The organism is Aeromonas sp. S41-2, from assembly GCF_027705845.1.
Lineage (GTDB): Bacteria > Pseudomonadota > Gammaproteobacteria > Enterobacterales > Aeromonadaceae > Aeromonas > Aeromonas hydrophila.
The window spans coordinates 22,273-48,217 of the sequence record NZ_JAPDCG010000014.1 but is presented as its reverse complement, the minus strand read 5'-3'; the positions used below and the strand labels follow the sequence as shown (position 1 = coordinate 48,217).

17 protein-coding genes are annotated in these 25,945 nt (G+C 62.3%); 7 read left to right on the top strand and 10 right to left on the bottom strand.

The genetic code is table 11. From position 1 onward, the window contains the following. Position 1: 1 nt before the first annotated feature. The 3 genes from glsB to trmB all read right to left on the bottom strand — a co-directional run bounded on the left by glsB (position 2) and on the right by trmB (position 2,107). Positions 2 to 922 carry a glutaminase B gene (gene glsB, locus OKC44_RS20735; protein ID WP_029299132.1) on the bottom strand — a complete coding sequence of 307 codons (921 nt, stop codon included), beginning with the start codon at positions 920 to 922 and terminating at the stop codon, positions 2 to 4. Positions 923 to 1,046: 124 nt separating this feature from the next. Further along, positions 1,047 to 1,379 (bottom strand): YggL family protein, encoded by a 333-nt coding sequence (locus tag OKC44_RS20730; RefSeq protein ID WP_011707230.1) that lies wholly within the window; start codon positions 1,377 to 1,379, stop codon positions 1,047 to 1,049. 14 nt (positions 1,380 to 1,393) lie between these two features. Then, positions 1,394 to 2,107, bottom strand: coding sequence for a tRNA (guanosine(46)-N7)-methyltransferase TrmB (gene trmB, locus OKC44_RS20725; protein WP_017410916.1), 714 nt, complete (start codon positions 2,105 to 2,107; stop codon positions 1,394 to 1,396). Between the two features lie 347 nt (positions 2,108 to 2,454). On the opposite strand from trmB, the gene OKC44_RS20720 reads away from it, so the two are divergent. Further along, a complete protein-coding gene (locus OKC44_RS20720; RefSeq protein ID WP_270814867.1) occupies positions 2,455 to 3,522 on the top strand; it encodes a M28 family metallopeptidase in 1,068 nt (355 codons plus the stop codon). Between the two features lie 182 nt (positions 3,523 to 3,704). After that, a complete protein-coding gene (locus tag OKC44_RS20715; RefSeq protein ID WP_270814865.1) occupies positions 3,705 to 4,886 on the top strand; it encodes an aminotransferase-like domain-containing protein in 1,182 nt (393 codons plus the stop codon). A 65-nt stretch (positions 4,887 to 4,951) separates the two neighbouring features. Here the strand turns inward: OKC44_RS20715 and OKC44_RS20710 are convergent, their stop codons facing one another. Continuing rightward, positions 4,952 to 6,484: an EAL domain-containing protein gene (locus tag OKC44_RS20710; RefSeq protein WP_029299126.1), complete on the bottom strand. Its 1,533-nt coding sequence runs from the start codon at positions 6,482 to 6,484 to the stop codon at positions 4,952 to 4,954. 302 nt (positions 6,485 to 6,786) lie between these two features. Between OKC44_RS20710 and OKC44_RS20705 the strand changes: the two genes are divergently transcribed. Beyond that, positions 6,787 to 7,692: a TIGR01777 family oxidoreductase gene (locus tag OKC44_RS20705; protein ID WP_270814862.1), complete on the top strand. Its 906-nt coding sequence runs from the start codon at positions 6,787 to 6,789 to the stop codon at positions 7,690 to 7,692. 93 nt (positions 7,693 to 7,785) lie between these two features. On the opposite strand, the gene OKC44_RS20700 is transcribed toward OKC44_RS20705, so the two are convergent. Next, positions 7,786 to 10,233 carry an ABC transporter permease gene (locus tag OKC44_RS20700; RefSeq protein ID WP_270814860.1) on the bottom strand — a complete coding sequence of 816 codons (2,448 nt, stop codon included), beginning with the start codon at positions 10,231 to 10,233 and terminating at the stop codon, positions 7,786 to 7,788. A gap of 88 nt (positions 10,234 to 10,321) precedes the next feature. After that, complete coding sequence (locus OKC44_RS20695; RefSeq protein ID WP_045789088.1) at positions 10,322 to 11,047, bottom strand: ABC transporter ATP-binding protein; 726 nt, start codon at positions 11,045 to 11,047, stop codon at positions 10,322 to 10,324. On the opposite strand from OKC44_RS20695, the gene OKC44_RS20690 reads away from it, so the two are divergent. Then, on the top strand, positions 11,046 to 11,645 hold the full coding sequence (locus OKC44_RS20690; protein WP_011707238.1) for an arylesterase: 600 nt from the start codon (positions 11,046 to 11,048) through the stop codon (positions 11,643 to 11,645). The genes OKC44_RS20695 and OKC44_RS20690 overlap by 2 nt on opposite strands. 83 nt (positions 11,646 to 11,728) lie before the next feature. Here OKC44_RS20690 and OKC44_RS20685 read toward each other — a convergent pair whose 3' ends face one another. The 4 genes from OKC44_RS20685 to trhA all read right to left on the bottom strand — a co-directional run bounded on the left by OKC44_RS20685 (position 11,729) and on the right by trhA (position 23,180). Then, positions 11,729 to 12,673 (bottom strand): chemotaxis protein CheV, encoded by a 945-nt coding sequence (locus OKC44_RS20685; RefSeq protein WP_017410908.1) that lies wholly within the window; start codon positions 12,671 to 12,673, stop codon positions 11,729 to 11,731. 294 nt (positions 12,674 to 12,967) lie between these two features. Then, positions 12,968 to 20,536, bottom strand: a complete 7,569-nt coding sequence (locus tag OKC44_RS20680; RefSeq protein WP_270814857.1) for a retention module-containing protein — start codon at positions 20,534 to 20,536, stop codon at positions 12,968 to 12,970. 228 nt (positions 20,537 to 20,764) lie between these two features. Beyond that, complete coding sequence (locus OKC44_RS20675) at positions 20,765 to 22,426, bottom strand: putative transporter (protein WP_011707241.1); 1,662 nt, start codon at positions 22,424 to 22,426, stop codon at positions 20,765 to 20,767. Positions 22,427 to 22,544: 118 nt separating this feature from the next. After that, on the bottom strand, positions 22,545 to 23,180 hold the full coding sequence (trhA, locus tag OKC44_RS20670; protein ID WP_016351856.1) for a PAQR family membrane homeostasis protein TrhA: 636 nt from the start codon (positions 23,178 to 23,180) through the stop codon (positions 22,545 to 22,547). Between the two features lie 224 nt (positions 23,181 to 23,404). Here trhA and OKC44_RS20665 point away from each other — a divergent pair, with 224 nt between their 5' ends. The 3 genes from OKC44_RS20665 to OKC44_RS20655 all read left to right on the top strand — a co-directional run bounded on the left by OKC44_RS20665 (position 23,405) and on the right by OKC44_RS20655 (position 25,888). Beyond that, positions 23,405 to 24,910 carry an aminotransferase class I/II-fold pyridoxal phosphate-dependent enzyme gene (locus OKC44_RS20665; RefSeq protein WP_270814854.1) on the top strand — a complete coding sequence of 502 codons (1,506 nt, stop codon included), beginning with the start codon at positions 23,405 to 23,407 and terminating at the stop codon, positions 24,908 to 24,910. Between the two features lie 104 nt (positions 24,911 to 25,014). Beyond that, on the top strand, positions 25,015 to 25,566 hold the full coding sequence (locus tag OKC44_RS20660) for a septation protein A (RefSeq protein ID WP_024946223.1): 552 nt from the start codon (positions 25,015 to 25,017) through the stop codon (positions 25,564 to 25,566). A 25-nt stretch (positions 25,567 to 25,591) separates the two neighbouring features. Continuing rightward, positions 25,592 to 25,888: a YciI family protein gene (locus OKC44_RS20655; RefSeq protein ID WP_005309589.1), complete on the top strand. Its 297-nt coding sequence runs from the start codon at positions 25,592 to 25,594 to the stop codon at positions 25,886 to 25,888. The last annotated feature ends 57 nt before the right edge of the window (positions 25,889 to 25,945 follow it).

Here is a 25,945-nt window from a genome sequence, read left to right as displayed (position 1 = left end):
GTTAAAAAATGGAGCGGCCCAGACGCTCGGCCAGCAGTTCCAGCGCAGCCGTGCCCGCCAGCGAGTTGCCCGCCTTGTTGAGCTCGGGCGACCAGACACAGACACACAACTCCCCCGGGATCAGGGCGATGATACCGCCACCGACCCCGGATTTGCCCGGCATGCCGACCCGATAGGCAAAATCCCCCGCCTCGTCATAGAGGCCGCAGGTGGCGAGCAGGGCGTTGACCTGTTTGGTGGTGCGGGCCGGCAGCAAGGGGGTCGTCGCGCCCAGCGGCACCCCGCGATTGGCCAGATAGATGAATGCCCGCGCCAGATCGACGCAACTCATGCGGATCGCACAGGCATTGAAGTAGCTCTGCAGCACCTTGTCCACTTCGTTCTCGAAATTGCCATACGCCTTCATCAGATAGGCGATGGCCGCGTTGCGGGCAGAGTGCTGATATTCGGAGCGGGCCACCACTTGATCCGCCATGATGGCCGGGTTGCCCGAGAGGCGGCGCACCAGCTCCAGGGTACGCTGGCGCGGCGCGGTAAGGCGGGTCTCCAGCAGATCGCTCACCACCAGGGCACCGGCATTGATGAAGGGGTTGCGGGGAATACCCTGCTCGAATTCCAGCTGCACCAGGGAGTTGAAGGGCTGGCCGGAGGGCTCCTTGCCGACCCGGGCCCAGATCTCCTCCTCCTGATAGAGGGTGAGTGCCAGCGTCAGGCTGAGGGCCTTGGAGATACTCTGGATGGAGAAGGGCTCGCTGGCGTCACCGGCGGTGAACAGCTCCCCTTCCACGGTACAGACGGCGATCCCGAGCCGGTCGGCCGGCACCTGGGCCAGCGCCGGAATGTAGTCGGCCACCTTGCCCTGTCCGAGCAGCGGGCGCACCTCATCCAGGATGCTGGCCAGTAATTCGGATGACAACACCATAAGCGATTCCATAACTAACGTGGCGATCCCATCACCACCGACAAAAATCCCGCCAGCGGCGGGACTTGTCTATCTGCTGTCGCAGGCTGTCGACACCGGGGCGCCTGCCACAGCCAGCCTGTCATCAGGCCGGTTCACCGTACCAGAGGTCGAACAGCTCGGTGACCACCACGGCTTCCATCCCCTTGCCTTCCAGCCAGGCTTTGACGGCGGCGCGGTCTTCTTCGCTGCATTTGCCCAGCTGCTGGGTGCAGATCATCCCTTCCCAGGCCAGGTGACCGGAGCCGGCGAAGGCCAGCTTGCGGGGTTCGATCACTTCATCGATCATCGCGTCGACTACCGCATCGATGGTCTCTTCGGCGGTACCGACCGGGAAGTTGAAACTGATGTCGAAGCCCATTTCCTGGAATTCATCGACGCGCAGTTTCTTGCGCAGGCGGCGGCTACGATTGGCCATGATAGCTCCTTCAGTTAGTTGACACGTTTGAAAATCAGATCCCAAACCCCGTGGCCGAGACGGTGGCCACGTTGTTCGAATTTGGTCAGCGGGCGCCAGTCTGGACGCGGCACCCAGTTGCCGGTGGCAGAGGTGTTCTCATACCCCTCGGCGGCACTCATCACTTCCAGCATGTGCTCGGCGTAGTTTTCCCAGTCGGTGGCCATGTGGAACACGCCACCGATGGCCAGCTTCTGGCGGATGTCCTGAGCAAAGGCCGGCTGCACGATGCGGCGCTTGTGGTGACGGCTCTTGTGCCAGGGATCCGGGAAGAACAGCTGCAGGCAGGCGAGCGAGCCGTTCGGGATCATGTGCTCCAGCACCTCGACCGCGTCGTGGCAGATGACACGCAGGTTGGTGACTCCCGCCTCCTGGGCGGTACCGAGGCAGGCACCGACACCCGGCGAGTGCACTTCGATGCCGATGAAGTTCTTCTCGGGGGCATTCTTGGCCATCTCCACCAGGGAGGCGCCCATGCCGAAGCCGATTTCCAGCACCACCGGGGCCTCGCGGCCAAACAGGGCAACCAGATCGAGCGGCTCCGGTGCGAAATCGATACCCATGACCGGCCAGAGCTCTTCCAGGGCCTTCTCCTGCCCTTTGGTCAGGCGGCCTTCGCGACGGACAAAGCTGCGGATCTTGCGCATGAACTTGCCGTCTTCGTTAAACACATCTTGGGTCACTGGCATAATCAAATTGCTCGTTATTGCATCGGTCTGGGTCACAGACCACATAAATGGATTGCTCGTTATCTCGTCGTGCTGATCACAGACGACCGAGATGAATTGCTCGTTGTTTCATCGTTCCACCTCGCCGACGAACGCGAACTTGTTCGTCATTTCATCGCTCGGCGAAACAGGGTAGCGAATTATCCCAAGATAGGCTCAGGGCGCAAGTGTTTCGCGCAACAAATCCCCCGCCACTGACCAATTCCGCCACCGCGATTGACAAATGCCACCCCCTTCACAGAATCTGCCAGGCGCCGGGTGCATGCTGACCTGCGCAAATAAAACCATACACAACAAAGGATTGCAGTATGAAACACACCGCATTGGCGCTTGCCATCACAGCCCTGCTGGCCGGGTGCAACACCTCCAGCAACGATTCACAGGCCCCCTCCGCCGCCGAGCAGGCCTATGAATACCTGGTGCAGCTGAGTTCCACCGCCGAGGGGATCGGCGCCAGACCCACCGGCGGCGAGGCCGAGACCCGCGCCGCCGCCTGGATCCAGGACCACCTGGCCGGCTGGGGCTACGAGGTGCAGAACCAGCCCTTCACCTACACCAAGAGCGGGGCCAGCAAGACCTCCCAGAACCTGGTCGCCGAGCTCAAGGGCAGCAGCGACAAGGTGATCCTGATCGGTGCCCATTATGACAGCACCGGCGACAAGAAGGGCTCCGAGGGGGCCACCGACAACGGTGCTGGCGTCGCCGCCCTGCTGGCGGTGGCCGAAGCGCTCAAGGGGCAGACCCTGCCCTACACGGTACGCTTTGCATTCTTCGGCGCCGAGGAGAACGGCCTCAACGGCTCCAAAGCCTATGCCGCCAGCCTCGACAGCGCCGCCGTCGCCAAGCTGCTGGCGATGGTGAACTACGACACCATCGCCGGGGGCGACATCGTCTACGTCCACTCGGCCCACTCCGACGTGGCCGAGTACAACTGCGCCGATCCGAGCCGCTACAGCTTCGATCCCAAGGTGCGGGATCGCCTGCTGGCCATCTCCAAGCAGACCGCCACCCCGTTTGCCATTCACCCCAGCTACAGCGGCTACCCGGAAGGGGAGACCGGCAGCTGGTCCGATCATGCGCCGTTCGCCTGCCTCGGGGTGCCCATCGCCTACGTGGAGGCCACCAACTTCACCATCAACGGGGCGGATGGCTACGACGGCTACTCCCAGACCACCAATCCGGCGCTGTGGGACTGCTACGACGATGCCACCAAGAGCGCCTGCGATCGGGACAGCGAAACCCAGTGGGGCAAGATCTGGCATACCCAGTATGACCGCCTCGACAAGATGGCCGAACTGTTCCCGGGCCGGGTGCAACAGCAGCTCGGTGCCAACACCGAGCTGATGATCCGCTTCCTCAAGGAGCCGGGACTGTAACGGGTCACGCCGGGGCTTTTGCGCCCCATGGCCGTCCCCGACCGATAAAATTCGGGCAGGTGCCAAACCTGCCCTTTTTTATCGATTTTTGTTACAGCCATTGCCTCATTTTTTAAATCTGATACAAACGGATAACTTGGCGGTCGAATGGAGCGACCGCTCACCATGCCAGAGAGAATCCTATGCAGCCGTTTTTTGCCCAGCGCTTCGAGAAGGTAGAGCCTTCCTTCATCCGCGAGATCCTCAAGGTCGCCGCCAATCCGGAGATCATCTCCTTCGCCGGCGGCCTGCCCAATCCACACCTGTTCCCAGTCAAGGCCATCGACCAGGCCTGCCAGGATGTGCTGCGCGAGCAGGGCGCCGCAGCCCTGCAGTATGCCGCCACCGAGGGCTTCGCCCCGCTACGCCAGTACATCGCCGACCGCTATCTGGCCCGCCACGGCATGCAGGTCAATCCGGACAACATCCTCATCACCAGCGGTTCCCAGCAGGCGCTGGATCTGCTGGGCAAGGTGCTGATCGACGAGGGGCAGGATCTCATCATCGAGGAGCCGGGCTATCTTGGCGCCATCCAGGCCTTCTCCGTCTATCAACCGGCCTTCAAGCCCATCACCCTGGGTGAAGAGGGGCTGGATCTGGCGGCGCTGGATGCGCTGCTGGCGAGCGGCTCCAACGCCAAGCTGCTGTACGGCGTGCCCAACTTCCAGAATCCGAGCGGCGTCTCCTACAACCGTGCCAACCGCGAGGCGCTGGCCGAGCGACTGCTCAGCCACGAGCTGTTGATGGTGGAAGACGACCCCTATGGCGAGCTGCGCTTCGAGGGCGAACACCTGCCCCCCATCGCCAAGCTGGCGCCGAACAATACCGTGCTGCTCGGCTCCTTCTCCAAGACCGTCGTCCCGGCCTTCCGTCTCGGCTGGATGCTGGTGCCGGACTGGCTGCGCAAGAAGGTCACCATCGCCAAACAGGCCACCGACCTGCACAGCAACGCCTTCAGCCAGCAGGTGCTGCACCGCTTCCTGATCGACAACTCGCTGGATGCCCATCTGGAGAAGATCAAGGAGGTCTATGGCCGCCAGCGTGCCGCCATGGAGGCCGCCCTGGCCCGTCACTGCCCGCCCGGCGTCAGCTACACCCGGCCCGAGGGTGGTATGTTCCTCTGGCTGACCCTGCCCGCCAGTGTCAGCGCCATGGCGCTGTTTGACGAGGCGATCAAGGAGAAGGTGGCCTTCGTACCGGGCGCCCCCTTCTACGTGCGCCCCGAGATCCAGAACACCCTGCGCCTGAGCTTCTCCTGCGTGGATGAAGCCACCATCGAGGAGGGGGTCAAGCGTCTGTGCCGTGCCCTCGCCCGCATGCTCTGACCAGCCTCGGGGTGAAAAAAAACCAGCGACCTCGGTCGCTGGTTTTTTTATGCGCGAAATTTGGCTCAGCCCTGCGCCAGCAGGCCGGCAAACTCCTTCATCGGCATCGGCCTGCCATACAGATAGCCCTGCAGGAAATTCACCTGACGCGCCCGCAGATAGGCGGCCTGCACCTCGTTCTCCACCCCTTCGGCAACCAGCAGCAGACCGAGCCGGGTCGCCAGATCGATGACGTTCTCGACGATGTGGCTGGAGAGGGCATCGGAGCCGATCATGCCGACGAAGCTCTGATCGATCTTGAGAAAATCGACCTGAAACTGCTGCAGATAGGTGAGGCTGGAGTGGCCGGTACCGAAGTCGTCGATGGCGATGAAGACCCCCAGCTGATGCAGCTCGGCAAACAAGCGGTCGGTCGTCTCGTCCGCCACGATCAGCTCCCGCTCGGTCAGCTCCAGCACCAGCTTGATGGGGTTCTCCCGAAACGCGTTGATGAAGTCGCGGCAATCCTCCAGCAAGCTCATGTCCTTGCAGTGGCTGGCGCTGATGTTGAAGCCGAAGTGGAACCCTCTGGGCAAGCTGTGCACCCGGTCGGCGAACTGCTCGCGCACCTGCTCCATCAGCAGCCGGGTCATGGGCACGATGAGGCCGCTGTCCTCGGCCAGCGGAATGAAGCGATCCGGCGAGATGAGGCCCTGACGCGGATGCTGCCAGCGCATCAGCACCTCGCAGCCGCTCCAGTGGGCGTCATCACCGGTCACCACGGGTTGCAGGTAGGGGATGAACTCCCGTTGATCCAGCGCTCGCCGCAGCTCCTGGGAGGGCGAAGTCGAACGGCCGGCCAGCCAGTAGACCAGGCAGCCCGCCAGCAGACCGAGCAATGGGTAGATGATGAGACTGGCCCGAGAGTAGTTCCAGATATGGCTGCCGTACTCGTCGTGGGAGAGATCCGTGACCACCCGAAACGGATACTTGCCGGAGGTCTGCTCCAGCGACCCCAGCGCCACAGGCGGCACCTCGTCGTGGATCTGGCCGTCGGCCAGCATGCTCTGCGCCCCGATCACCAGAGTCAGCGGCGAGTTTCGGCTGAGCATGTCGAGAATATTGTGCAGGTAGTAGCCGTCGATGCCGACCAGCACGCTGTACTCCCCCACCGGTTGGCGATAGACCACCAGAGGCCGCCCCGGCGTCACCGGATTGCCCCGCATCAGATCCAGCTGGCCATTGGCATAATCGGCCAGCTTGAAGGGCCCCTGATAGGGGCCGTAGAGCGAAGAGCAGTAGACCACTTCCCCTTTGGCCAGGTTGACGGTGCGCACGTCCGGCACGGTCGCCACCTGATCCCGCAGCCCCTGCACCACCTCCTCGCAGGGACGCCCCACGCTGCCCTGCACCATGGCCGCCGCCTGATGGGCGTGATCCAGGGTACGCTCCAGCATCTCCCTGGCATGGAGCAGGCGCTCTTCGGCATCCTGCTTCATGCCGGCAAAGGTCTGCCAGGAGACGATCAATACCCCGAGCAGCAAGGGGAGCAGGCCGGCCAGCAACGCCGCCCCCAGCCTGGTATAAAACTGGCGCAACCTCAAACGACGAAACGGCATACCCACCCTCGCGGCAACGGTGAAAAAGCGGACGAGTCTACTCCTATCCCCTTCTCTGACAAGCCTTTCTGATAACTCTGACGGCAGAGCGGGGCGCTCTGACCAACACTATATCGCGTCTGCAGCGGGGCGACAGCGGCAGTCGCAGCCATCCCTTCGCATGCTCGCAGTGTTCGCTGCACGCCCCCTGGCGCGATGCGCCAGATACCTGCTGTGACGATTATAATCTTTGCAAAAACAGCTGCTTGTTCATCTGGTGCCAGCCCACTAGAGTAGAGCCAACAGCGTCAGGGAGTCTGCATATGAAAATATTGATCACGGGAGGGACAGGCTTCATCGGTCGCCGTCTGGTGGCCCATCTCAAGGTGGCTCACGAGGTGCTGGTGCTGACCCGCCAGGGCAGCCGCGCCTATGATCTGCTCGGCCACGACGTCAAGCTGCTCGACAGCCTGGATCGGCTCGACAACCTCAACGACGTGGACGCGGTCATCAACCTGGCGGGGGAGCCCATCGCCAACGGCCGCTGGAGCGAGCGGCGCAAGCAGTTGCTGTGTGACAGCCGCTGGCTGCTGACCGAACAGCTGGTCGACCTGGTCAAGCTCTCCGATACGCCGCCCAGGGTGCTGATCAACGCCTCCGCCATCGGCTGGTATGGCCGTCAGGGCGATGAACCGCTGGACGAGCAGTGCCAGACTCCTCACGACGAATTCACCCATCAGCTCTGTCAGCAATGGGAAACCCTGGCCCGCGAGGCCCGCAGCAAGCATACCCGGGTCTGTATCGTGCGCATCGGGCTGGTGCTCGGCACCGACGGCGGCGCCCTGCCCAAAATGTTGCCTCCCTATCACGTCGGCCTCGGTGGCCCCATGGGCACGGGGAACCAGATCATGAGCTGGATCCACATCCAGGATCTGGTGCGCGCCATCCTGTTCCTGCTGGAGCACGACGAGTGCGACGGCCTGTTCAACGGCACGGCGCCGCAACCGGTCAGCAACCGCGAGTTCAGCCAGACTCTGGCAAGCACCCTGCACCGGCCGCACCTCTTCTTCGTGCCGGCCCCCTTGCTGCAGTTGCTGATGGGCGAAGCGGCCGATCTGCTGCTCACCGGCCAGAGGGTGCTGCCGACCCGTCTGCAACAGGCCGGCTTCCACTTCACCTATCCGGCGCTGCCCCAGGCCCTTGCCAATCTGCTCAGCACTGCCCGCTGACCGAGTTCATCGGCCAACCGGATAACAATCAGCCCGGCCATTGACCGGGCTGATTGTTATTGCGCCTTGCGGCATCCGCACAGGATGCGGTGATCAGAGCAGGCCCTGTCCCAATCCACGCAGCCGATCGCTCAGGGTGCCCGCCAGCAGCTGGCGCTGCATACCCTGCCCCGCCAGCGTCACCAGCACGGCCCCCAGCAACGGCAGACCGGCCCAGATGGCCCAGTGGAACTGCCACTGCCCCTCGAACCACCACCACTGCAGGCCGAGGGAACAGAGCTCGACCACCATGGCGGCGCACAGCCCCGCCAGCAGGCCGCTGGCGACCAGCTCCCAGCGCAGCATCTTCCGAAGCAGCTCGCTGCCGGCCCCCAGGGTGCGCATCAGCAGCAGCTCCCGGCGTCGATGGGCCATGCTGGCCTGGGTCTGGGTCAGCAGCACCAGCAGCGCCGCTACCGTCACCAGCCCCAGCATCAGCCCCAGCGCCCGGCTCACCTGATCCGATACCGCCGTCAGCCGCACGATCAAATCGTCCACATCGATCAGGCTCACCGTGGGGTGCCGGCGGATCAGCTCAACTTCGGCCACCCGCCCCTGCTCCGGCAGACGATAGCTGCCGAGCCAGGTCTGGGAGAAGGGAGCCAGCACGTCCGGCGAGAAGATCATGTAGAAGTTGGGCCGCATGTTGTCCCACTTGATGGCCCGCAGGCTGGTCACCTGCGCCTTGAAGCTGCGCCCCTCGATGGTAAAGCCCAGGGTGTCGCCAAGGGCGATGTCGAGCCGTTTGGCCAGGTCCTTGTCTACCGATACCTGGCCGGGACCATCCAGCCAGCGTCCTGCGGTCAGGGTATTGTCCGGCGGCAGGGTAGCGGTGGTGGTGAAGTTGAGCTCGCGATTGACCCCTTCGCGGCCATCTTCATCCGTGTCGCGCACCGCCTCGCTGGCGATGCTGACCAGCCGGCCGCGCACCATGGGGTAGAAGTCCGAGGTCACGGCTCCCGCCTGGCGCAGATCGGCCAGGATCCCCTCCCGCTCTCCGTCTGCCACGTTGACCAGGAAGCGGTTGGGGGCATCCGCCGGCAGCCTAGCCGAGAACTCGCCGAGCAGGTCGACCCGCGCCGCCCACAGCAGACCGAACAGCATGAGTGCCAGCGCAAAGCCCGCCAGCTGGAACAGGCCGCTGCCCCGCTCGCGGGAAAGATGGCTGATGGCCAGCCGCAGCGCGTGGGGCCCCTGCACCCGGCGCCCCAGCCGCAGCAGCAAGGAGGCGATCAGCGCCAGCAGCCCCATCAGCAGGCCCATGCCGCCGATCAGCCCCAGCGCCAGGGTCGCATCGGCGGTGAAGCCCCACACCAGCCCAAACAGGCCAAGCAGTGCCACCGGCAACGCCAGCCAGGGCGGGATCCCCGCCTCCAGCTCGCGCCGCAGTACCCGCAGTGGCGGCACCCTGAGCAGGCGCAGGAAGGGCACGAAGGCCAGCAGCAGGGTGATGAAGAAGGCCACCGCCAACCCCAGCGCAAAGGGTCGCCACGACGGCGGTGGTAGATCAGCTGGCAGCAGGTTGCCCAGCAGGTGCAGGGTCAGCCACTGCATGGCGCTGCCCGCCACCAGACCGAGCAGGGCGCCGACCAGCGTCAGCGACAGCAGCAGGGTGCCCATCAACTGCCAGAGCGAGCGACGGGAGGCCCCCAGGGTCTTGAGCAGCGCCACCATGTTGGTCTGGCGCTCGGCGAAGTGACGCACCGCAATGCCCATGGCCAGCGCTCCCAGCAGCACTCCCGCCAGGGAGGCGAGCCGGAAGAAGCGCTCGGCATTGGCCAGCGAGCGGCCCACCTGGGAGCCCTGGTCGTCCGGCTTGATCAGCTTCTGTCCCGCCTTGAGTCTGGGTTTGAGCCAGCGTTCATAGTCGGCCACCTGCTCGCGAGTGCCTTTAAACAGGTAGCGCCACTGCTGGCGGCTACCCGGCAACAGGGCACCGGTCGCCTCCACATCGGCGCTGTGGATCAGCGCCCGCGGCGCCAGCAGGAAGGGGCTGAAGCCCTGATCCGGCTCCTGACCCAGTACTCCCCCCACCTTGAGCACCGTATTGCCCACTTCCAGCGCATCCCCCGGCTTGGCCGCCAGCAACTGCATCACCCGGGCGGAGAGCCAGATCTCGCCGGGCGCCGGCGCCCGCTGGGGGCTCAGCTCCAGCTTGCCGTAGAAGGGGAAATCCTCGGGCACGGCGCGGATGGAGGCCAGCTGCAGGACATCGCCATGAAACAGCATGCTGTTGAAGCTGACCGTGGTCTGCACCGCCAGACCCGCTTTTGCCGCCTGTTCGAGCCAGGCGGCCGGCGCCGGCGTGGCCGAGCGCAGTGCCCGGTCGGCACCGATAAAGTCGCGGCCGGAGGCTTTGAGCCCGGCATCCAGTCGATCCGCCACCAGGGCCACGCTCAGCACGCAGGCTACGCTCAGCGCCAACGCCAGCACGAACCAGCGCAGCTCGCCGTTGAATCCTTCCCGGCGCAATAACTTGAATCCCAGTCGCCACTGACTCATGACGTGCTCCTCACCTGCGCCAGTCCGGGCAGCCCCTTGTCATTGACGCCTTCCCCACACCATAACTTGAATCCCAATCGCCACTGACTCATGACAGCTCCCTGACTCTTGCTGCAGAGGCGGCTTCGGATGCTGACGCATCCGCCGCCAGCCGGCCCGCCGCCATCACCAGCTGCCGCTGGCAACGCTGAGCCAGCTCGTGATCATGGGTCACCACCACGAGCGTGGTGCCATGCTCGCGGTTGAGCTCGAACAATAGCTCGATCACCCGCTCCCCGGTCTTGCTGTCGAGGTTGCCGGTGGGCTCATCGGCCAGCAGCAGGCTGGGCCGGGTCATGAAGGCCCGGGCGATGGCAACCCGTTGCTGTTCACCGCCTGACAGGCGCGGCGGCAGATGGTGCAGCCGCTCGCCGAGGCCGACCGCCGCCAGCAGCTCGCGAGCCCGCGGCTCGCAGCGGGTCTCGCCACGCAGCTCGGCAGGCAGCATGACGTTTTCCAGCGCGCTCAGGGTGGGCAGCAACAGGAAGGACTGGAACACAAAGCCGACCTGCTCGGCCCGCAGCCGGGCACGCCCCTCTTCGTCCAGCTGCAGCAGCGACTGGCCGAGGATCTCGATATCCCCCTGGCTCGGCAGATCCAGCCCGGCCAGCAGTCCCAGCAGGGTGGACTTGCCGGAGCCGGAGGCGCCGACCAGCGCCACCGTTTCGCCGCTATTGACTTGCAGGTCGATCCCTTCAAGGATGGTGAGGCTTTCCTGGCCCAGGCGCACTGTCTTGCCCAGGCCCTTGACGTTGATAATGGGAGTTGAATTCATGACGCGTTTCCTGTTTGCCTTGTGCTGCCTAGTGTCATCGGTGCAGGCCCAGACCCTGCTGGTACTGGGCGACAGCCTGAGTGCGGGTTATCAGATGCCGGCGGAGCAGAGCTGGCCTGCGCTGCTCAATCAGAAATGGCAGCAGCAGGGGGGTAAACATCAGCTTATCAATGCCAGCATCAGTGGTGAAACTACGCAAGGGGCGCTGGCCAGATTGCCGGCCCTGCTCAAGGAACATCAACCAGACTGGGTGCTGATCGAGCTGGGTGGCAACGACGGGCTGCGCGGGTTCGCACCGGCCATCACCCGGGACAATCTCACCAGGATGGTGGCGCTGACCAAGGCACAACAGGTAAAAACCGTGCTGACCCAGATCCAGCTGCCGCGCAACTACGGCGCGCGCTACCTGCGCCAGTTCGAGCAGATCTTCCCGGAACTGGCCAGCGCCAATCAGCTGCCGCTGATGCCCTTCTTCATGGATGATATTGCGCTGCGCCCTGAACTCATGATGAACGATGGAATCCACCCCACCGCCGCCGCCCAGCCACAGATCCGCGACCGGGTTGCCAGCTTCATCGAGCCGCTGCTGACCCAGTGATCCCGGTGTCATGGCCTTGCCTATCTTCCGGGCTCCAACCCCAATAAAAATCCCGCCAAGGCGGGATGTTTATTGCTCCTGTCTCAGCGTTCCAGGATCTGGCGCAGTCGCTCCTGGGCCACCCCGACCAGCAGGTCTGGCTGGAACTTGGAGATGAAGCGATCACAGCCCACCTTCTTGACCATGGCCTCGTTGAAGTTGCCGCTCAGCGAGGTGTTGAGGGTGATGAAGAGATCGGACATGCGGGCATCGCTGCGAATTTCATGGGTCAACCGGTAGCCGTCCATCTCCGGCATCTCGGCATCGGTGATCATCAGCAGGATCTCGTCGGTCACCTTCTTGCCCGCATCGCACCACCCCTTGAGCAGATTGAGCGCCTGCAGGCCATCCTGGCATTCGATCACCTCCAGCCCCAGCTGGCCCAGGGTCTCGCGCACCAGATTGCGGGCTGTGCTGGAGTCATCGACGATGAGCACCTTGCGGCCATGCATTTCCGGCAAGATCTCCCGATCCAGCACCTCTTCCGAGATGCGGATGTCATAGGTGATGATCTCGGCCAGCACCTTCTCCACGTCGATGATCTCGACGATCTGATCGACACCGTCCTCGGGAATGCGGGTGATGGCGGTCAGGTAGTTCGCCCGCCCGGCGGAACGCGGCGGCGGCAGTATGTCCTTCCAGGTCATGTTGACGATGTTGGCCACTTGCCCCACCAGAAAGCCCTGAATGGTGCGATTGTATTCGGTAATGATGAGGTTGGACTCGGCATCGATGGGCATGGGGCGCATGCCGATGGCGCTGCGCAGGTTGATCACCGGGATCGAGGTGCCACGGATGTTGGCCACCCCGCTGATGTTGTGGTGCGCTCCCGGCATCTTGTTGAGATGGGGCAGCTTGACCACTTCCCGCACCTTGAACACGTTGATAGCAAACAACTGTTGGGATCCCAAACGGAACATCAACAGCTCCAGGCGGTTCTCCCCTACCAGCTGGGTACGTTGGTCCACTGAATCCAATATGCTCGCCATATAAAGCCCTTACGTCCGTTGCCCGAGTCTCGCCATAGTATAGAAGGGTCAGAATCCCAACACGACCCGTATTCTTATCCTATGTCGGCCAGATGATGCAGGAACTTGATAAAAAAAAGCGAGACCCGGCTCGCGGCCGGGCTCTCTTCAAGCTTGTCAGTAACCATTGGCTCACAATCCTCTGTCGACGGTGATACGGCCCTGATTACCCGATGAAAATCAGCGCCACCTTCAATCCCATTACATAAAAAAGCGGCAGATGAATCTGCCGCTTTTTGCCTGGGGTCGACCGGATTACTTGTCGATATCCAGCATGTTGTTGTTCAGCATGTAATCGATCACCTGGGACGAGGTGGCCGACGCGCTGCCGGTGAGGCTGTCGAACGTGTGGTTCATCAGTACTATCTCCTGGGTCACGGGGGCGGCGCTGCTCTCCTTGACCTGCAGGTGAACCCCTTCGCTGTCCTGGAAGACAGAGAGCAGGCTCTTCAGATCGTTCTGGTTGCGAGAACCATCGTGATCCAGCAGGTCGCTCAGATCCAGCTTGTCACCTTCCGCCTTGGAGAAGTCGACCACGTAATCCTTGGCCACGCTGCCCGCAGCGGTATCGCCCTGCAGCCAGGTGAAGGTATCGGCACCGCCATCCCCCTTGAGGATGTCATTGCCAAGCCCGCCGACCAGGATGTCATTGCCCAGACCACCGCTCAGTGTATCGTCACCGCTACCGCCAAACAGGGTGTCGTTGCCGCTGCCACCGTACAGGGTATCGTTGCCGCTCTCGCCGTACAGGGTGTCGTTGCCGGCACCACCGAACAGGATGTCGTTGCCGGCACCGCCGAACAGGAAGTCATCGCCACCCTGACCGAACAGGATGTCGTTGCCATCCCCGCCGATCAGCACGTCCGCCTTGTCGTTATTGGAGGACTGATCGAACTCGCTGGCATGATCCGTGATGTAATCATGGACCTGAGCATCGGTCACCGAGCCTGCGCTCAGCTTGCCGGCTACATACTGCTTGATGGCCGCGTAGCCTTCACCATTGATGCCGGCGAAGTGGATGGCATCACCGAACAGGATGTCGTCACCGGCACCGCCGTCGATCCGGTCGCTGCCCGGCAGGTTATTCACCGAGGTACCCAGGATGGCGTTGGCCAGATCGTTGGCTGACACGTTGGACTGCACAATCTGATCACTGTCGAACAGCTTCAGGGTATCGATGGAGACGTTGCTGCCGATGCCGATCGCTTCCAGCGTCACGTTATTGGCCAGCAGAAGCGGCAGCACAGCCAGCGCGTTTTGCAATGCCCAGTAGTTGCTGTCATAGGAGGTGGAGATCTCGAAGGTACCATCCCCCTGTGCCTTCAAGGTCCCGATGGAGGTCGAGATCCACTTGTTGTTATTGCCCTGCGACCACTTCTGAACATTGCCGTTAGCGTCGATCAGCACTCTGTTGGTGCCGCCGATGTTGGCGTAGAAGGCTTCACCCGGCACATAGTTGTTGACGTTGACAAACGAATCGAGACGCTCGTTGGTCTTAGTATTCACGATCGGGTTGGTCTCTTCATAGTCGTAATAGGTGTTTGGTGCCCCATCGGTAATGAAGTACGCCAGGTTCTTCGCATTGCCGTTGTTCTTGGCGGTGTCGCTGTTGAACCAATTGGAGGTCGTCTTGAGCGCATCCTCGTAGTTGGTCGCCCCACCATTCCAGTAACTGCCGTCCATGCTATCGAGCACGGCCTGCAACTTGGTCAGGACATTGGGATCCTTCAAGTCCACGCTGATGGACTTGTTGGCCTGACTGTCGAAGTCCACCAGGAAGATATTGACCTTGCCCGCCCCCTCACTACCAGCACTGGTCTTGAGGGTTGCAAACACCTGTGCCAGCTGGCTCTTGATGGTGTTCATGGCGCTGGTGCCGATACTGCCCGAGCTGTCGACCATAAAGGCAATATTGTAGTTCTGACCCGGCAGTACCACGCTGCCATCCAGATCGCCGACCACGATATTGTGCTCGTTGCCATAGGTGCGGTTCTGATCGCCCGGCTCCCCTTCCGTGGAAAGGAAGTAGCTCATGCGGATCGAGTCCTGATCCGATGCACTGCTGGTCTGGTCGGTCGCCACTTCCTTGGCGATGGCTTCTACTTTCAGGTCGAACTGGCCGGCACTGCTGCCCGGAACACGCAGGGTCAGACCGGTCAGCTTGACGTCCAGCGCGCTCTGGTTCCACAGACCGGTCAGTGTCAGTTTGCCATCGGCCCCCACGGTACCGAGCACGGTGGCTCCCTGGTAGAGGGTCGACCCCGTCGGCATGCCGGTCAGCACCAGGCTGTTGAACTGCTCGCTGCCATCCCGGTCGGTCAGGGAGGCGCTGATCTCGAGCGGATAATCCACCAAGCTGGGCGGTACCGCCGTCAGGGTGCCGTCGGTCTGGTTGAACTGGTAGATGCCGTCATCAAACTGCACCAGCTCGATGTCGTAGAGCGACTTGCTGATGGTGACGCCGTTCTCCTTCACCAGGAAGTTGAAACCACCGTCACTTCTGCGCTCGATGACATAGTTGGCACGCGAGCCCATCAGGACGGCCAGATCGGTACCGGCGCCACCATACAGGGTGTCGCCACCCAGCCCGGCCACCAGGATGTCATTGCCGGTGCCGCCGTCGAGGGTATCGCCGGAGACCGAGTTGCCGCCGACCAGTACATCATTGCCAGCACCGCCGACAAAATGATCGCCGCCGCCCTTGACGCTGACGATATAGTCATTGCCGTTGCCACCCACCACCTGATCCGGACTGGTGGTGCTGTCGGTCAGACTATTGGTGATGCCAAAGTTGCCCTGGTTGAAGTTGCCGCTCTGGAACGCCCCGGTAGAGATGCCGGACGACGGGTACTGGGTATAAAGCGGGACGCCGTTACCCGTCAGGCTGATATCGACCACCGGCTTGTCCGCGACCGCCGTGATATCGATCACCAGCTTGCCGCTGTTGCTCAGGTTGGCGCCATCGCTGATCTGGTAACCAAAGCTGGCGTAATCGCCCTGCAGGTTGCCGGTCACGAGGCCATTGCCGTTGCTGGCGTTGGTGCTCGACTCGTTGAGGCCTGGCACGAAGCGCAGGTGGCCGCTGTCGATATCGGCGTAGGAGACAAGATCCCCCACCTTCACCGCAATCCACTGGCCGGCTGCGTTCAGGTACTCCAGCTTGCCGTTCAGCGGCAGGGTGTTGATCTGCACGCTCAGGTCAGAAGCGGCCTGATCATCGCTGGCACCAAACTGGGCCCACTTCAGCACCAGTGGCGTGTCTTCCTTGCCGGCACTGTAGCCACCCGTGGTTACCGGCGCACGATCGTTGTCGATGATGGTACCGATGCCGTTCTGACCGCCCACGGTCACGGTCAAGGTCTCATTCGCTTCGACCAGACGATCGTCCACCGTCGGGATGGTCACGGTAAAGCCCGACACCCCGGCCGGCACGGTGATCTTGCCGGTGGCGCTGTTGTAGGTCACCCCGTTGCTGAACTGGGCAGTACCCCAGTCAAGGCTGGAAGCCGGGTTGGTACCGCTGCCCTTGATGCCGAAGTCATACTGGGTCGCTTCCTGGGTCGCATCAGAGAGCGTCACCGTGTGCAGCAGGTTGCCGCCTTCGGCCGCGCTCTCGCTGGAGACCGACTGTACGATGGGCGTAAACAGCGGCTTGGTTGCGAAAGAGCCCAGGCTGTAGTCGCCGTCGCCATCCACCACCTTGATCTGGAAGTCGATGTCGCCATCTCCCAGCGGCTTGGACATGTTCTGATACTGGAAGAACTCCCACTTGCCGGTGGCCGGGGTAAATTCCAGACGGAACACCAGGGTACCATCGCTGGCCTTGCCGACCAGGGTATTGGCCGATTCCATCGTGGTGGTGATCAGCTTGCCGGTCGCCGTGGTCAGCCCGGTCTCGGTAGAACCGACCAGCTGCATGTAGCCCTTGCCGTCGGCACCCCACTGCGGAGTGACCGTGCCGGAACCGTAGGCGATAGCCGGCGCCGTGGTGGCACCGAGGAACTCGATGCTCTTCACGGTGAAGTCGCTGTTGTCGGCATAGAGGCCGTTACCATTGTTGGTGGCCTTGATGACCATGGTATCGAAGCCGCCCTGCTGCACCTGGAAGTTGCCGGCATAGTCGCCACCTGCCGCGTTGGAGCTGAAGGTCTGGGTACCGATCAGCACGCCGCCGCGGTAGAACTCGACCACGCCGCTCTCCAGCTCGCCACCGAACATCTGGCTGAACTTGATGTTGGCGCCATAGGCTACCTTGCCCGCATCCAGCTTGACGATCAGCTGCTCGGAAGCAGAAGTACCGTTGGCAAAGTGGCGGAAGTCCACCTCGTTGGCGAGGTTGTGGTTCGGTGAACCGACGCTGGAAACCCCCAGACCGGAGCTGGAACCGTTGACATTGGCGGTGATCAGGGCCGAGTTGGTCGACGAGGTAAAGCCCAGCGCCGTGATGCTGAAACCGCTCACGTTCAGGGTCGTCTGGTTGCTGCCACTGTACTTGGTCAGATCAAACAGGCCGGTCAGAGTATCCGGGATGTTGGTCTTGATGACGGAGACGGCCGCCATGTCACCGGCCACCGGCGAGTCATCCTCGACCGAGATGGGCAGGCTGCCAGTGGTGGTGGTCTTGCCATCCGAGACGGTCACACCAATCTGGAAGTTGAGTACGTCTTCACTGCCCTTGACCGGGTGATCAAGCGGGGCCTTGAGCGTCACGTCATAACTCCAGTCGCCCTTGCCGTTGCCGGCGGGCGCGGTCAGCTTCACATCCATGACCGCCTTGTAGTCGGCGCCGCCCGGTGTACCGGTATAACCGGTCAACACCTTGGTGGCGGCATTCCAGCTCCACTGCACCGCGGCACCGCCAGCCGTCAGGCCAGCCGGCCCGTTCAGGCTGATAGTGAGCGTATCCTGGCTGTCGACATCGCCGACCGTGATCTTGCCGCTGGCGGCCACGCTGTCGGTGGTATCGCTGCTGCCTGCCGTATCGGCAATGCCGCCGGCCAGCCCCTCTTCGGAGACCACGGCCCCCTTGTCGATACTCAGGGTCGGTGCATCGTTGGTGCCGGTGATGGTGATGGTCAGGGTGCTGGTCCGGCTCTCAGTGCCATCGGTTGCGGTGTAGGTAAACACCCCCCCCGCGGTCTGGCCGGCCGCCAGTTTCTGCGCATCCGCGCCATTGGCATTGAAGCTGTAGCTGCCGTCAGCCCGGATGGTCAGCGTGCCGTAGCTGTTGGTCAGCACAGTGTCGCCACTGGCGTTCACGGCCGTGGCCGTCCCGCTGGTGCCGCTCAGAATACCAGTCACCTTGAGGGCGTTGCCGTCGACATCGCTGTCGTTGGCCAGCACGCCGTTGGCTGCATTGACCGTCAGGATCGCATCTTCGTTGACCGCGCCCACATCCGGTGTCAGTACCGGTGCGTCGTTGCTGCCCAGCACGTCAATCTTCACCGTCGCCTTGCCAGTCCCATCTTTGGAGACCACGTCAAAACCCAGTTCGACTTTCTGCCCTTCGGCCAGCGCCTGCACCGCCGGCTTGCTGTTGTCCAGCGTGAAGCTCCACGTCCCGTCCGCGTTCACCTTGAACGTGCCGTACTCGTTGCTCACCTCCTTGGCAACCAACACTGCTTCACCGCTGTCGGCATCGGTCACCGTCAGCTTGCCGCTGGCAATGGTCTGCTCAGCCGTGTCTTCCTTCACGGTACCGCTGCCCACGTCATCCTTGCCCTGGCCCACCGTCGCACCGTCGTTGCTGCCCAGCACGTCAATCTTCACCGTCGCCTTGCCAGTCCCATCTTTGGAGACCACGTCAAAACCCAGTTCGACTTTCTGCCCTTCGGCCAGCGCCTGCACCGCCGGCTTGCTGTTGTCCAGCGTGAAGCTCCACGTCCCGTCCGCGTTCACCTTGAACGTGCCGTACTCGTTGCTCACCTCCTTGGCAACCAACACTGCTTCACCGCTGTCGGCATCGGTCACCGTCAGCTTGCCGCTGGCAATGGTCTGCTCAGCCGTGTCTTCCTTCACGGTGCCGCTGCCCACGTCATCCTTGCCCTGGCCCACCGTCGCACCGTCGTTGATACCGGTGATGGTGATGGTCACGGTGTGCGGCGTGCCATCCATGCTCTGTACGGTAAAGGTCTCGACCTTGGTCTCACCTTCGCCCAGGTACTGCACCTTGCTGTTGTCGACGTTGTAGGTCCAGGCGCCACCTTCGGTGATGGTCAGGCTACCCAGCGCACCCGCGCTCGGGGTGCCGTTGCCGGCCAGGAACTTGGCCTCGTCGGCGCCGTCCACGTCGGTCACGCTCAGGGTACCGGTCTCGGTCAGAGTCGGGTTGGTTTCGTCTTCCACCACGCCGCCGGTATCGGTGCCGGTAATGACGGCCGCGTCGTTGACCGGCGTGACAGTCCCGGTTACGCCGCCTGTGGCGCTGTTCAGGCCATCGGTAATGGTGTATTCAAACGCGATGTTGCCATTGAAATCCGGAGCCGGCGTGAAGATCAGCTGGCCATTGCTCAGGGTGACGGAACCATTGCTGATCGCTACCGTGCCGCCTTCGGCGATGGTCTGGCCGTTGATGGCGGTAATGGTGAGACGATCGCCATCCACATCCGTGTCGTTGCCAAGCACATTGATGGTGACGGTGCCGTCCTCCGCCACGGTGAACTGGTCGTCGCCCGGCAGAGGCGCGGCATTCACCACGCTGTTGTCGGTCCCCTTAGGCGAGGTGTTGCCCACCGGGTCGGTCAGGGTGGCATCCACCGTGATGGGGCCGTTAACCGGCAGATCCGTGGTAGGGATGGTCAAGGTGACCTGGGTACGGCCGATGTCGTCGGTCGTCAGAATTCTGCTGGAATCGGGCACACCATCACCGTTCCAGTCCACATCGAGACGATCGCCAGCCTTGGCATCGCCCGGCAGCCGGATGATGACATCCACCCCGTTTTCGCGCTCGTTGGCGGAGATGACATTGTCCGCGCCGCCCTGGATTTCCACTTGCGGCGCCGAGGGCGCGGTACTGTCCACGCTGCCGTCATCGGTCGCGGTGCCGGTGTTGCCGGCCGGATCGGTGACGCTGGCCGTCACTGTGTAGGAGCCATCAACCAGCGGAGTGGTCACATCCACGCTGAAGGTGCCATCCGGATTGACGGTGGTGATCAGGGTTTGCTGGTTGCCATTGGCATCGGTCACCAGCAGGGTCACGGTACTGCCTGCGTTGGCATCCGTGGTTCCGGTGATGGTCGGGGTCGTGTCGTTGGTATTGTCAGGTGCGGAGACGGTGATCACCGGCGGGACGAGATCAATCAGGCGATTCTCTTCACCCGGCAATGCATCAGCGATCACGCCAGCATCGGTCTGGTTGGCAGTATCGAAACCGGCCGCTGCTATGGTGGCATCACCGGTACGATCGATGGTAACGAAACCACCGTTGCCACTGGCGCCAGCCACGCCACCAATGCCACCACCACCGGCGGCAGGCGCCCCACCTGCGGCAGATGCTTCAAATGCCTTGGTCGGGTCGGCGCCGCCCAGGATGGCCTGCTGCAGGGCCGCGATGTCATTGGGATTGCCGGACGGCACATTCTGGGCAAGCTGCGGCTCTTGAGACGTTTCATCCTCAACCTGCTGCTCGTGGGTCGGGCTCAGGGTGAAAGTCTGGTTGCCGCCTTTGAAGCTGGCGCCTTCCGGAGTGATCAGCACCGCATCCTTGGGCAGGATATCGCCTTCGGCGAGCTGCTTCTGGCTGCCATCAGCGGCCACCAGGTAAACCTTGCCTTTCAACTGGGTAACGACGACGTCCTGATCCAATGCGATATTGTGGCTGCTCATGTTCTCTCCTGAATCTCTATTGGCATGCAATATTCCACCGTCTAATGTGCCCGCGAATGGCGCCGGAAACCAGTTAGAAAATTCGAATGGATAGACTGATTTGAGGCTGGAACGGTCGGTTAAACAGAAGGGTCAACAACGGCGGGAATGGAAAATAAAACCAAGGTGATCAATGTGTTGCATTTTGATGACGGGAGCACTGCGAGTGCCCCCGTCAAGGGCTTCATATCAGGCGCCAGCCCACAGCAGGATGGCCAGCAACTGGGGTGAGATGATACGCAGGAACATCACCAGCGGATAGACTGTCGCGTACGACAGGGCACTGGCACCACTGGTGGGGTGCATGCCGTTGGCAAACGCCAGGGCGGGAGGATCCGTCATGGAACCGGCCAGCAAGCCGCACAGAGTGAGGTAGTTCATCTTGCCGTACAGACGGGCCAGCACACCGACCACCAGCAACGGGATCAGGGTGATCGCCACCCCATACATCATCCAGGCCGGACCATCACCGTTGATCAGGGTATCGATGAAGCCGGCGCCGGACTTGAAGCCCACCACCGCCAGAAACAGCACTATGCCGATCTCCCGCAGCGCCAGGTTGGCACTGGGGGGCATGAACCAGTAGAGCTTGCCGATGCTGCCGATGCGCGACAGGATCAACGCCACCACCAGCGGCCCGCCCGCCAGACCCAGCTTGAGTGCCGCCGGGAACCCGGGCAGATAGAAGGGGATGGAGCCGAGCAGCACGCCAAGGCCGATGCCGATGAACACCGGCAGCATCTGCACCTGCTGCAGTTTCTGCTGCACGTTGCCCACCACATTGGTGACCGCCTCGATGGCGTCGAGTCGCCCCACCAGGTTGAGGATGTCACCGAACTGCAGGCTGGTCTGGCTGGTCGGGACCAGCTCGATGCCGGCCCGGTTGAGGCGCGAGATCACCACGTCGTACTTCTGCTTGATGTCGAGATCGCGGATCTTCTTGCCGAGCACCTGCTCGTTGGTCACCACCACCCGCTCCACCCGCAGATCGGTGCCGCGAGTGGAGAGCGAGGTCTCCACCTCCTCCCCCAGTACCAGCAGCACCTTGCGCAGGGCGTGCCGCTCACCTACCAGGTGCAGCAGGTCGCCCAGTTCGATGCGCGAATCCGGCCGCGGCACCATCAGCTCATCACCACGCTTGAGGCGCGAGCAGATGACGTCTGCCTCGTCGAGACTCGGGATCTCGCTCAGCATCAGACCGTGGATGTTGGGGTTGCGCACCGCGATGTTGATGGTCTGCAGACTCTCCTTGGTCTTGCCGGCCTGTTGTTCAAACTGGGCTGCTTCTTCGTCGATCTTGATACGAAAGAACATACGGATCAGCCACATGGTCAGCAAGATGCCACAGATGCCGAACGGATAGGCGACCGCATAGCCCATCCCCATCAGGCCGGTGGAACCGGGCGCCGCGCCCAGCTCAGCCAGGATCTGCTGGCCGGCACCGAGAGAAGGGGTGTTGGTCACGGCACCGGAGAAGACCCCCAGGATCACCGGCAGCGGCACGTCGAACAGCTGGTGCAGGGCTGCCGCCACGGCGCAGCCAAGCAGTACCAGCAGAGCAGCGAAGCCGTTTAGCTTGAGGCCGGAGCTGCGCAGGGAGGAGAAGAAGCCGGGGCCGACCTGAATGCCGATGGTGTAGACAAACAGGATCAGGCCGAACTCCTGAATGAAGTGCAGGGTCTGCTCATCCAGCGCCAGCCCAGAGAGGCCGGCGAAGTGGCCCACTATGATGCCGCCGAACAGCACCCCTCCGATCCCGAGACCGACGCCATAGACCCGCCAGTTCCCCAGCCAGAGCCCCAGCACTGCCACCAGCGACAACATGCTGATGGAAAGCGCGATATCACTCATTTCGTGCATCCTTTGCGAATTGAACTGTCCCTAGCTTGTCAGCAAACGTCGCGACCAACTGTGTGATACCGCACGAATTTATCCTTTTGAGCAGCAAAAAATACCAATTAAGGGCTAGTTAGGCGACGTAGCCATAAATGGCCATAAAGTGACAAACGCTGCCCCCCAGCACGAACAGATGCCAGATGGCGTGGTTGTAAGGGATACGTTTGGCTACATAGAAGATCACTCCCAGGCTGTAGATGAGACCACCCAGCCCGAGCAGCAGCAAGCCTTCCCCCTCCAGATGGATATAAAGCTGATAGACCACCAGCAATGACAGCCAGCCCAGCATCAGGTAGGTAAACAGCGACAGCTTCTTGAAGCGGTTGATGAAGAGCAGCTTGAACACCACCCCCGCCAACGCCAGTCCCCAGATCACCACCATCAACCCCTGTGCCAGCGGCGTATCGAGCGCCACCAGCAGGAAGGGGGTATAGGTACCGGCGATCAGCAGATAGATGGCACAGTGGTCGAATACCTTGCACCAACGCCTGGCCGGCCCTTCCGCCATGCTGTGGTAGAGGGTCGAGGCCAAGTAAAGCAACACTAGGCTGCCACCATAGAGGCTGTAACTGACCAGCGCCTGAGGGCCCTGCGCCCAGCCTTTGTTCAACAACAACACCAACCCCAGGATCCCCAGCACCAGCCCCAGGCCGTGGCTGAGGCGGTTGGCCAGCTCCTCGCGGGGCGAATAATCCGTCACACTGCTCATTGCATACTCCTGCCCAAACTGCGCTCACTCTAGCTGCCGCCATTTCAGAGTACAAGTGTTAGCTTAAAGTGATTTTCATGCCATTTGCCGTGTGTTGAGGCGATGCGCATGGCTGTCACCCGCTGGCCTTTGGTGTATGCTCTGCGGCCGATGCCCACGTAGCTGTTGCCACCGCGCTTGCTCACCACCCAGTGACTCCCTGGCAACCCGGTCTGGAGAACCTGATGAAGTTGACTGAACTGTTTGCACTACCGGATCCGGCCTTCGGCCAGGCCATGACGGATCTGCTGGAGACCTTCCACCACTCGGATGACAGTCAGGCTCCCTACCAGCGCGAGCAGTTCACCCACCAGCTCGATCAATCCCGCATGCCGGCCACCGGTATCGCCATGGATGACTATCTGGCGCGCCTGGCCACCCTGGTGCCTGGCGCATCTCACCTCACCTCGCCACGCTACATGGGCCACATGACAGCCCCGTTACCGGCCTTCACTGCCGAATTGTCCCGCCTGGTGGTGATGCTCAACCAGAACCCGATGAAGATGGAGTCCTCCCGTCTGCTCAGCTTTCTGGAGCGGGAGGTGCTGGCCAAGCTGCACCGCCTCATCTATCGCGCCGACGATCTCTTTTATGACACCCAGATGCATGCCAAGGATGCTGCACTCGGCGTCATGACCAGCGGCGGCACCATCGCCAACGTCACCGCCCTCTGGCTGGCCCGCAACCGCGCCTGCGGCGACAACCTGTTCGCGCTCTATGAGCAGGGCTATCGCGGCACCGTCATCCTGGGCTCGCGGCTGATGCACTACTCCTTCGACAAGGGGATGGATCTGCTGGGGCTGGGGGCGCGCAGCGTCTGGCGCCTCCCCACCGACGACCAGAACCGGCTCGACATGGCGGCGCTGGAGCAGGCCCTTGCCCAGTGCAAGGAGCAGAAGCTCAAGGTGCTGGCACTGGTCGGCGTGGCCGGCAGCACTGATTTCGGCTCCATCGACTCGCTGCCTGAACTGGCGGACATCGCCGAGCGCGAGCAGATCCACTTCCACGTGGATGCCGCCTGGGGCGGCCCGACCCTGTTCTCCCCCCGCTATCAGGCGCTGCTGGCGGGGATCGAACGAGCCGATACCGTCACCCTGGATGGCCACAAGCAACTGCTGGTGCCGCTCGGTACCGGCATGCTGCTCTGCCGCCAGCCAGACCTGATGATGGCGGTCAAGCGGGAGGCCCCCTACGCCATCCGCGCCAGCTCCTTTGATCAGGGGCGCTTTACCCTGGAGGGCACCCGCCCGGCCAATGCGCTCTATCTGGATGCCGCCTTCCAGCTGTTCGGCCAGCAGGGCTATGCTGAGCTCATCGAGGCCAACTACGACCGGGCCCGCCTGATGGCCGGCCTTATCGACCAGGATCCCGCCTTCGAGCTGATGTCGGCCCCGGTGATGAACCTGCTCTCCTATCGCTGCATCCCCCCTCATCTGCAGGGCAAGGTACTGGACGAGGCCGCCAACGAGCAGGTCAATGCCTTCAACGTCGCCCTGCAGAAGGCTCAGCGCGCCGAGGGGCACAGTTTTGTCTCCCGCACCCAGCGCGCCGTGGGTCGCTACGGCCCCCAGCCGCTCACCCTGCTGCGGGCCGTGCTGCTCAATCCACTCATCGAAGAGCGCCACATCCGCGATCTGCTGGCGGATCAGCAGCGGCTGGGCGCCGAGATCGCAAGGCAGCTATTTGGCTGAGGAACTGGCTGGCGAATGAGCGGTCTTATTCATTTGCCGTTGCCCATCGGGCAGGTACACTGAATCAAATTTTGCGGTCCACTTTTGAGGGCGACGAGCCAGACATGAAGCAATTTATTGAATTTATTCCTCTTATCGTTTTCTTTGCAGTCTACAAATTCTACGACATCTACATGGCGACCGGCGCCCTGGTGGTGGTGACCGGTCTGCAGCTCGCCTACAGCTGGATCCGCTATCGCAAGGTCGAGAAGATGCAGCTGTTCACCTTCCTGCTGGTCGGCTTCTTCGGCGGTCTCACCGTCTTCTTCCACGACGACACCTTCATCAAGTGGAAAGTCACCGTCATCAACGTACTGTTTGCACTGGGCCTGCTCATCAGCCGTTACGGCTTTGGCAAGAATTTGATCAAGCAGATGCTGGGCAAGGAGCTGCAGGCACCGGATCCCGTCTGGGATCGGGTCAATCTCGGCTGGGTCGGCTTCTTTACCGTCTGCGGCCTGCTCAACCTCTATGTGGCCTTCAACCTGCCGCAGGAGATGTGGGTCAACTTCAAGGTGTTCGGTCTACTTGGCATGACCCTGGTATTCACTCTGCTAAGCGGTGTCTATCTCTATCGCCACCTGCCCGCCGAGCAGAAAAATGAAATGAAAAAATAACTGCCATCAAGAAAAGGATCCTCTCATGTGGTATCTCATCTATTCCGAAGATGTCCAGGGCAGCCTGCCGCTGCGCAAGCAGGCGCGCCCGGCCCATCTGGCCAGGCTACAGGCGCTGCAGGATGAAGGGCGGCTGCTCACCGCCGGCCCCAACCCGGCCATCGATGCCGAGGATCCGGCCGATGCCGGCTTTACCGGCAGCACCGTCATCGCCGAGTTCGCTTCACAGGCGGATGCCAAGGCCTGGGCTGATGCCGATCCCTATGTGGCGGCCGGTGTCTATGCCAAGGTGACCATCAAGCCGTTCAAGAAGGTCTTCTGACCCAACGCGAATAGAGAAATAAAAAAGGCCGGACTGGCAGTTCATGCCAGTCCGGCC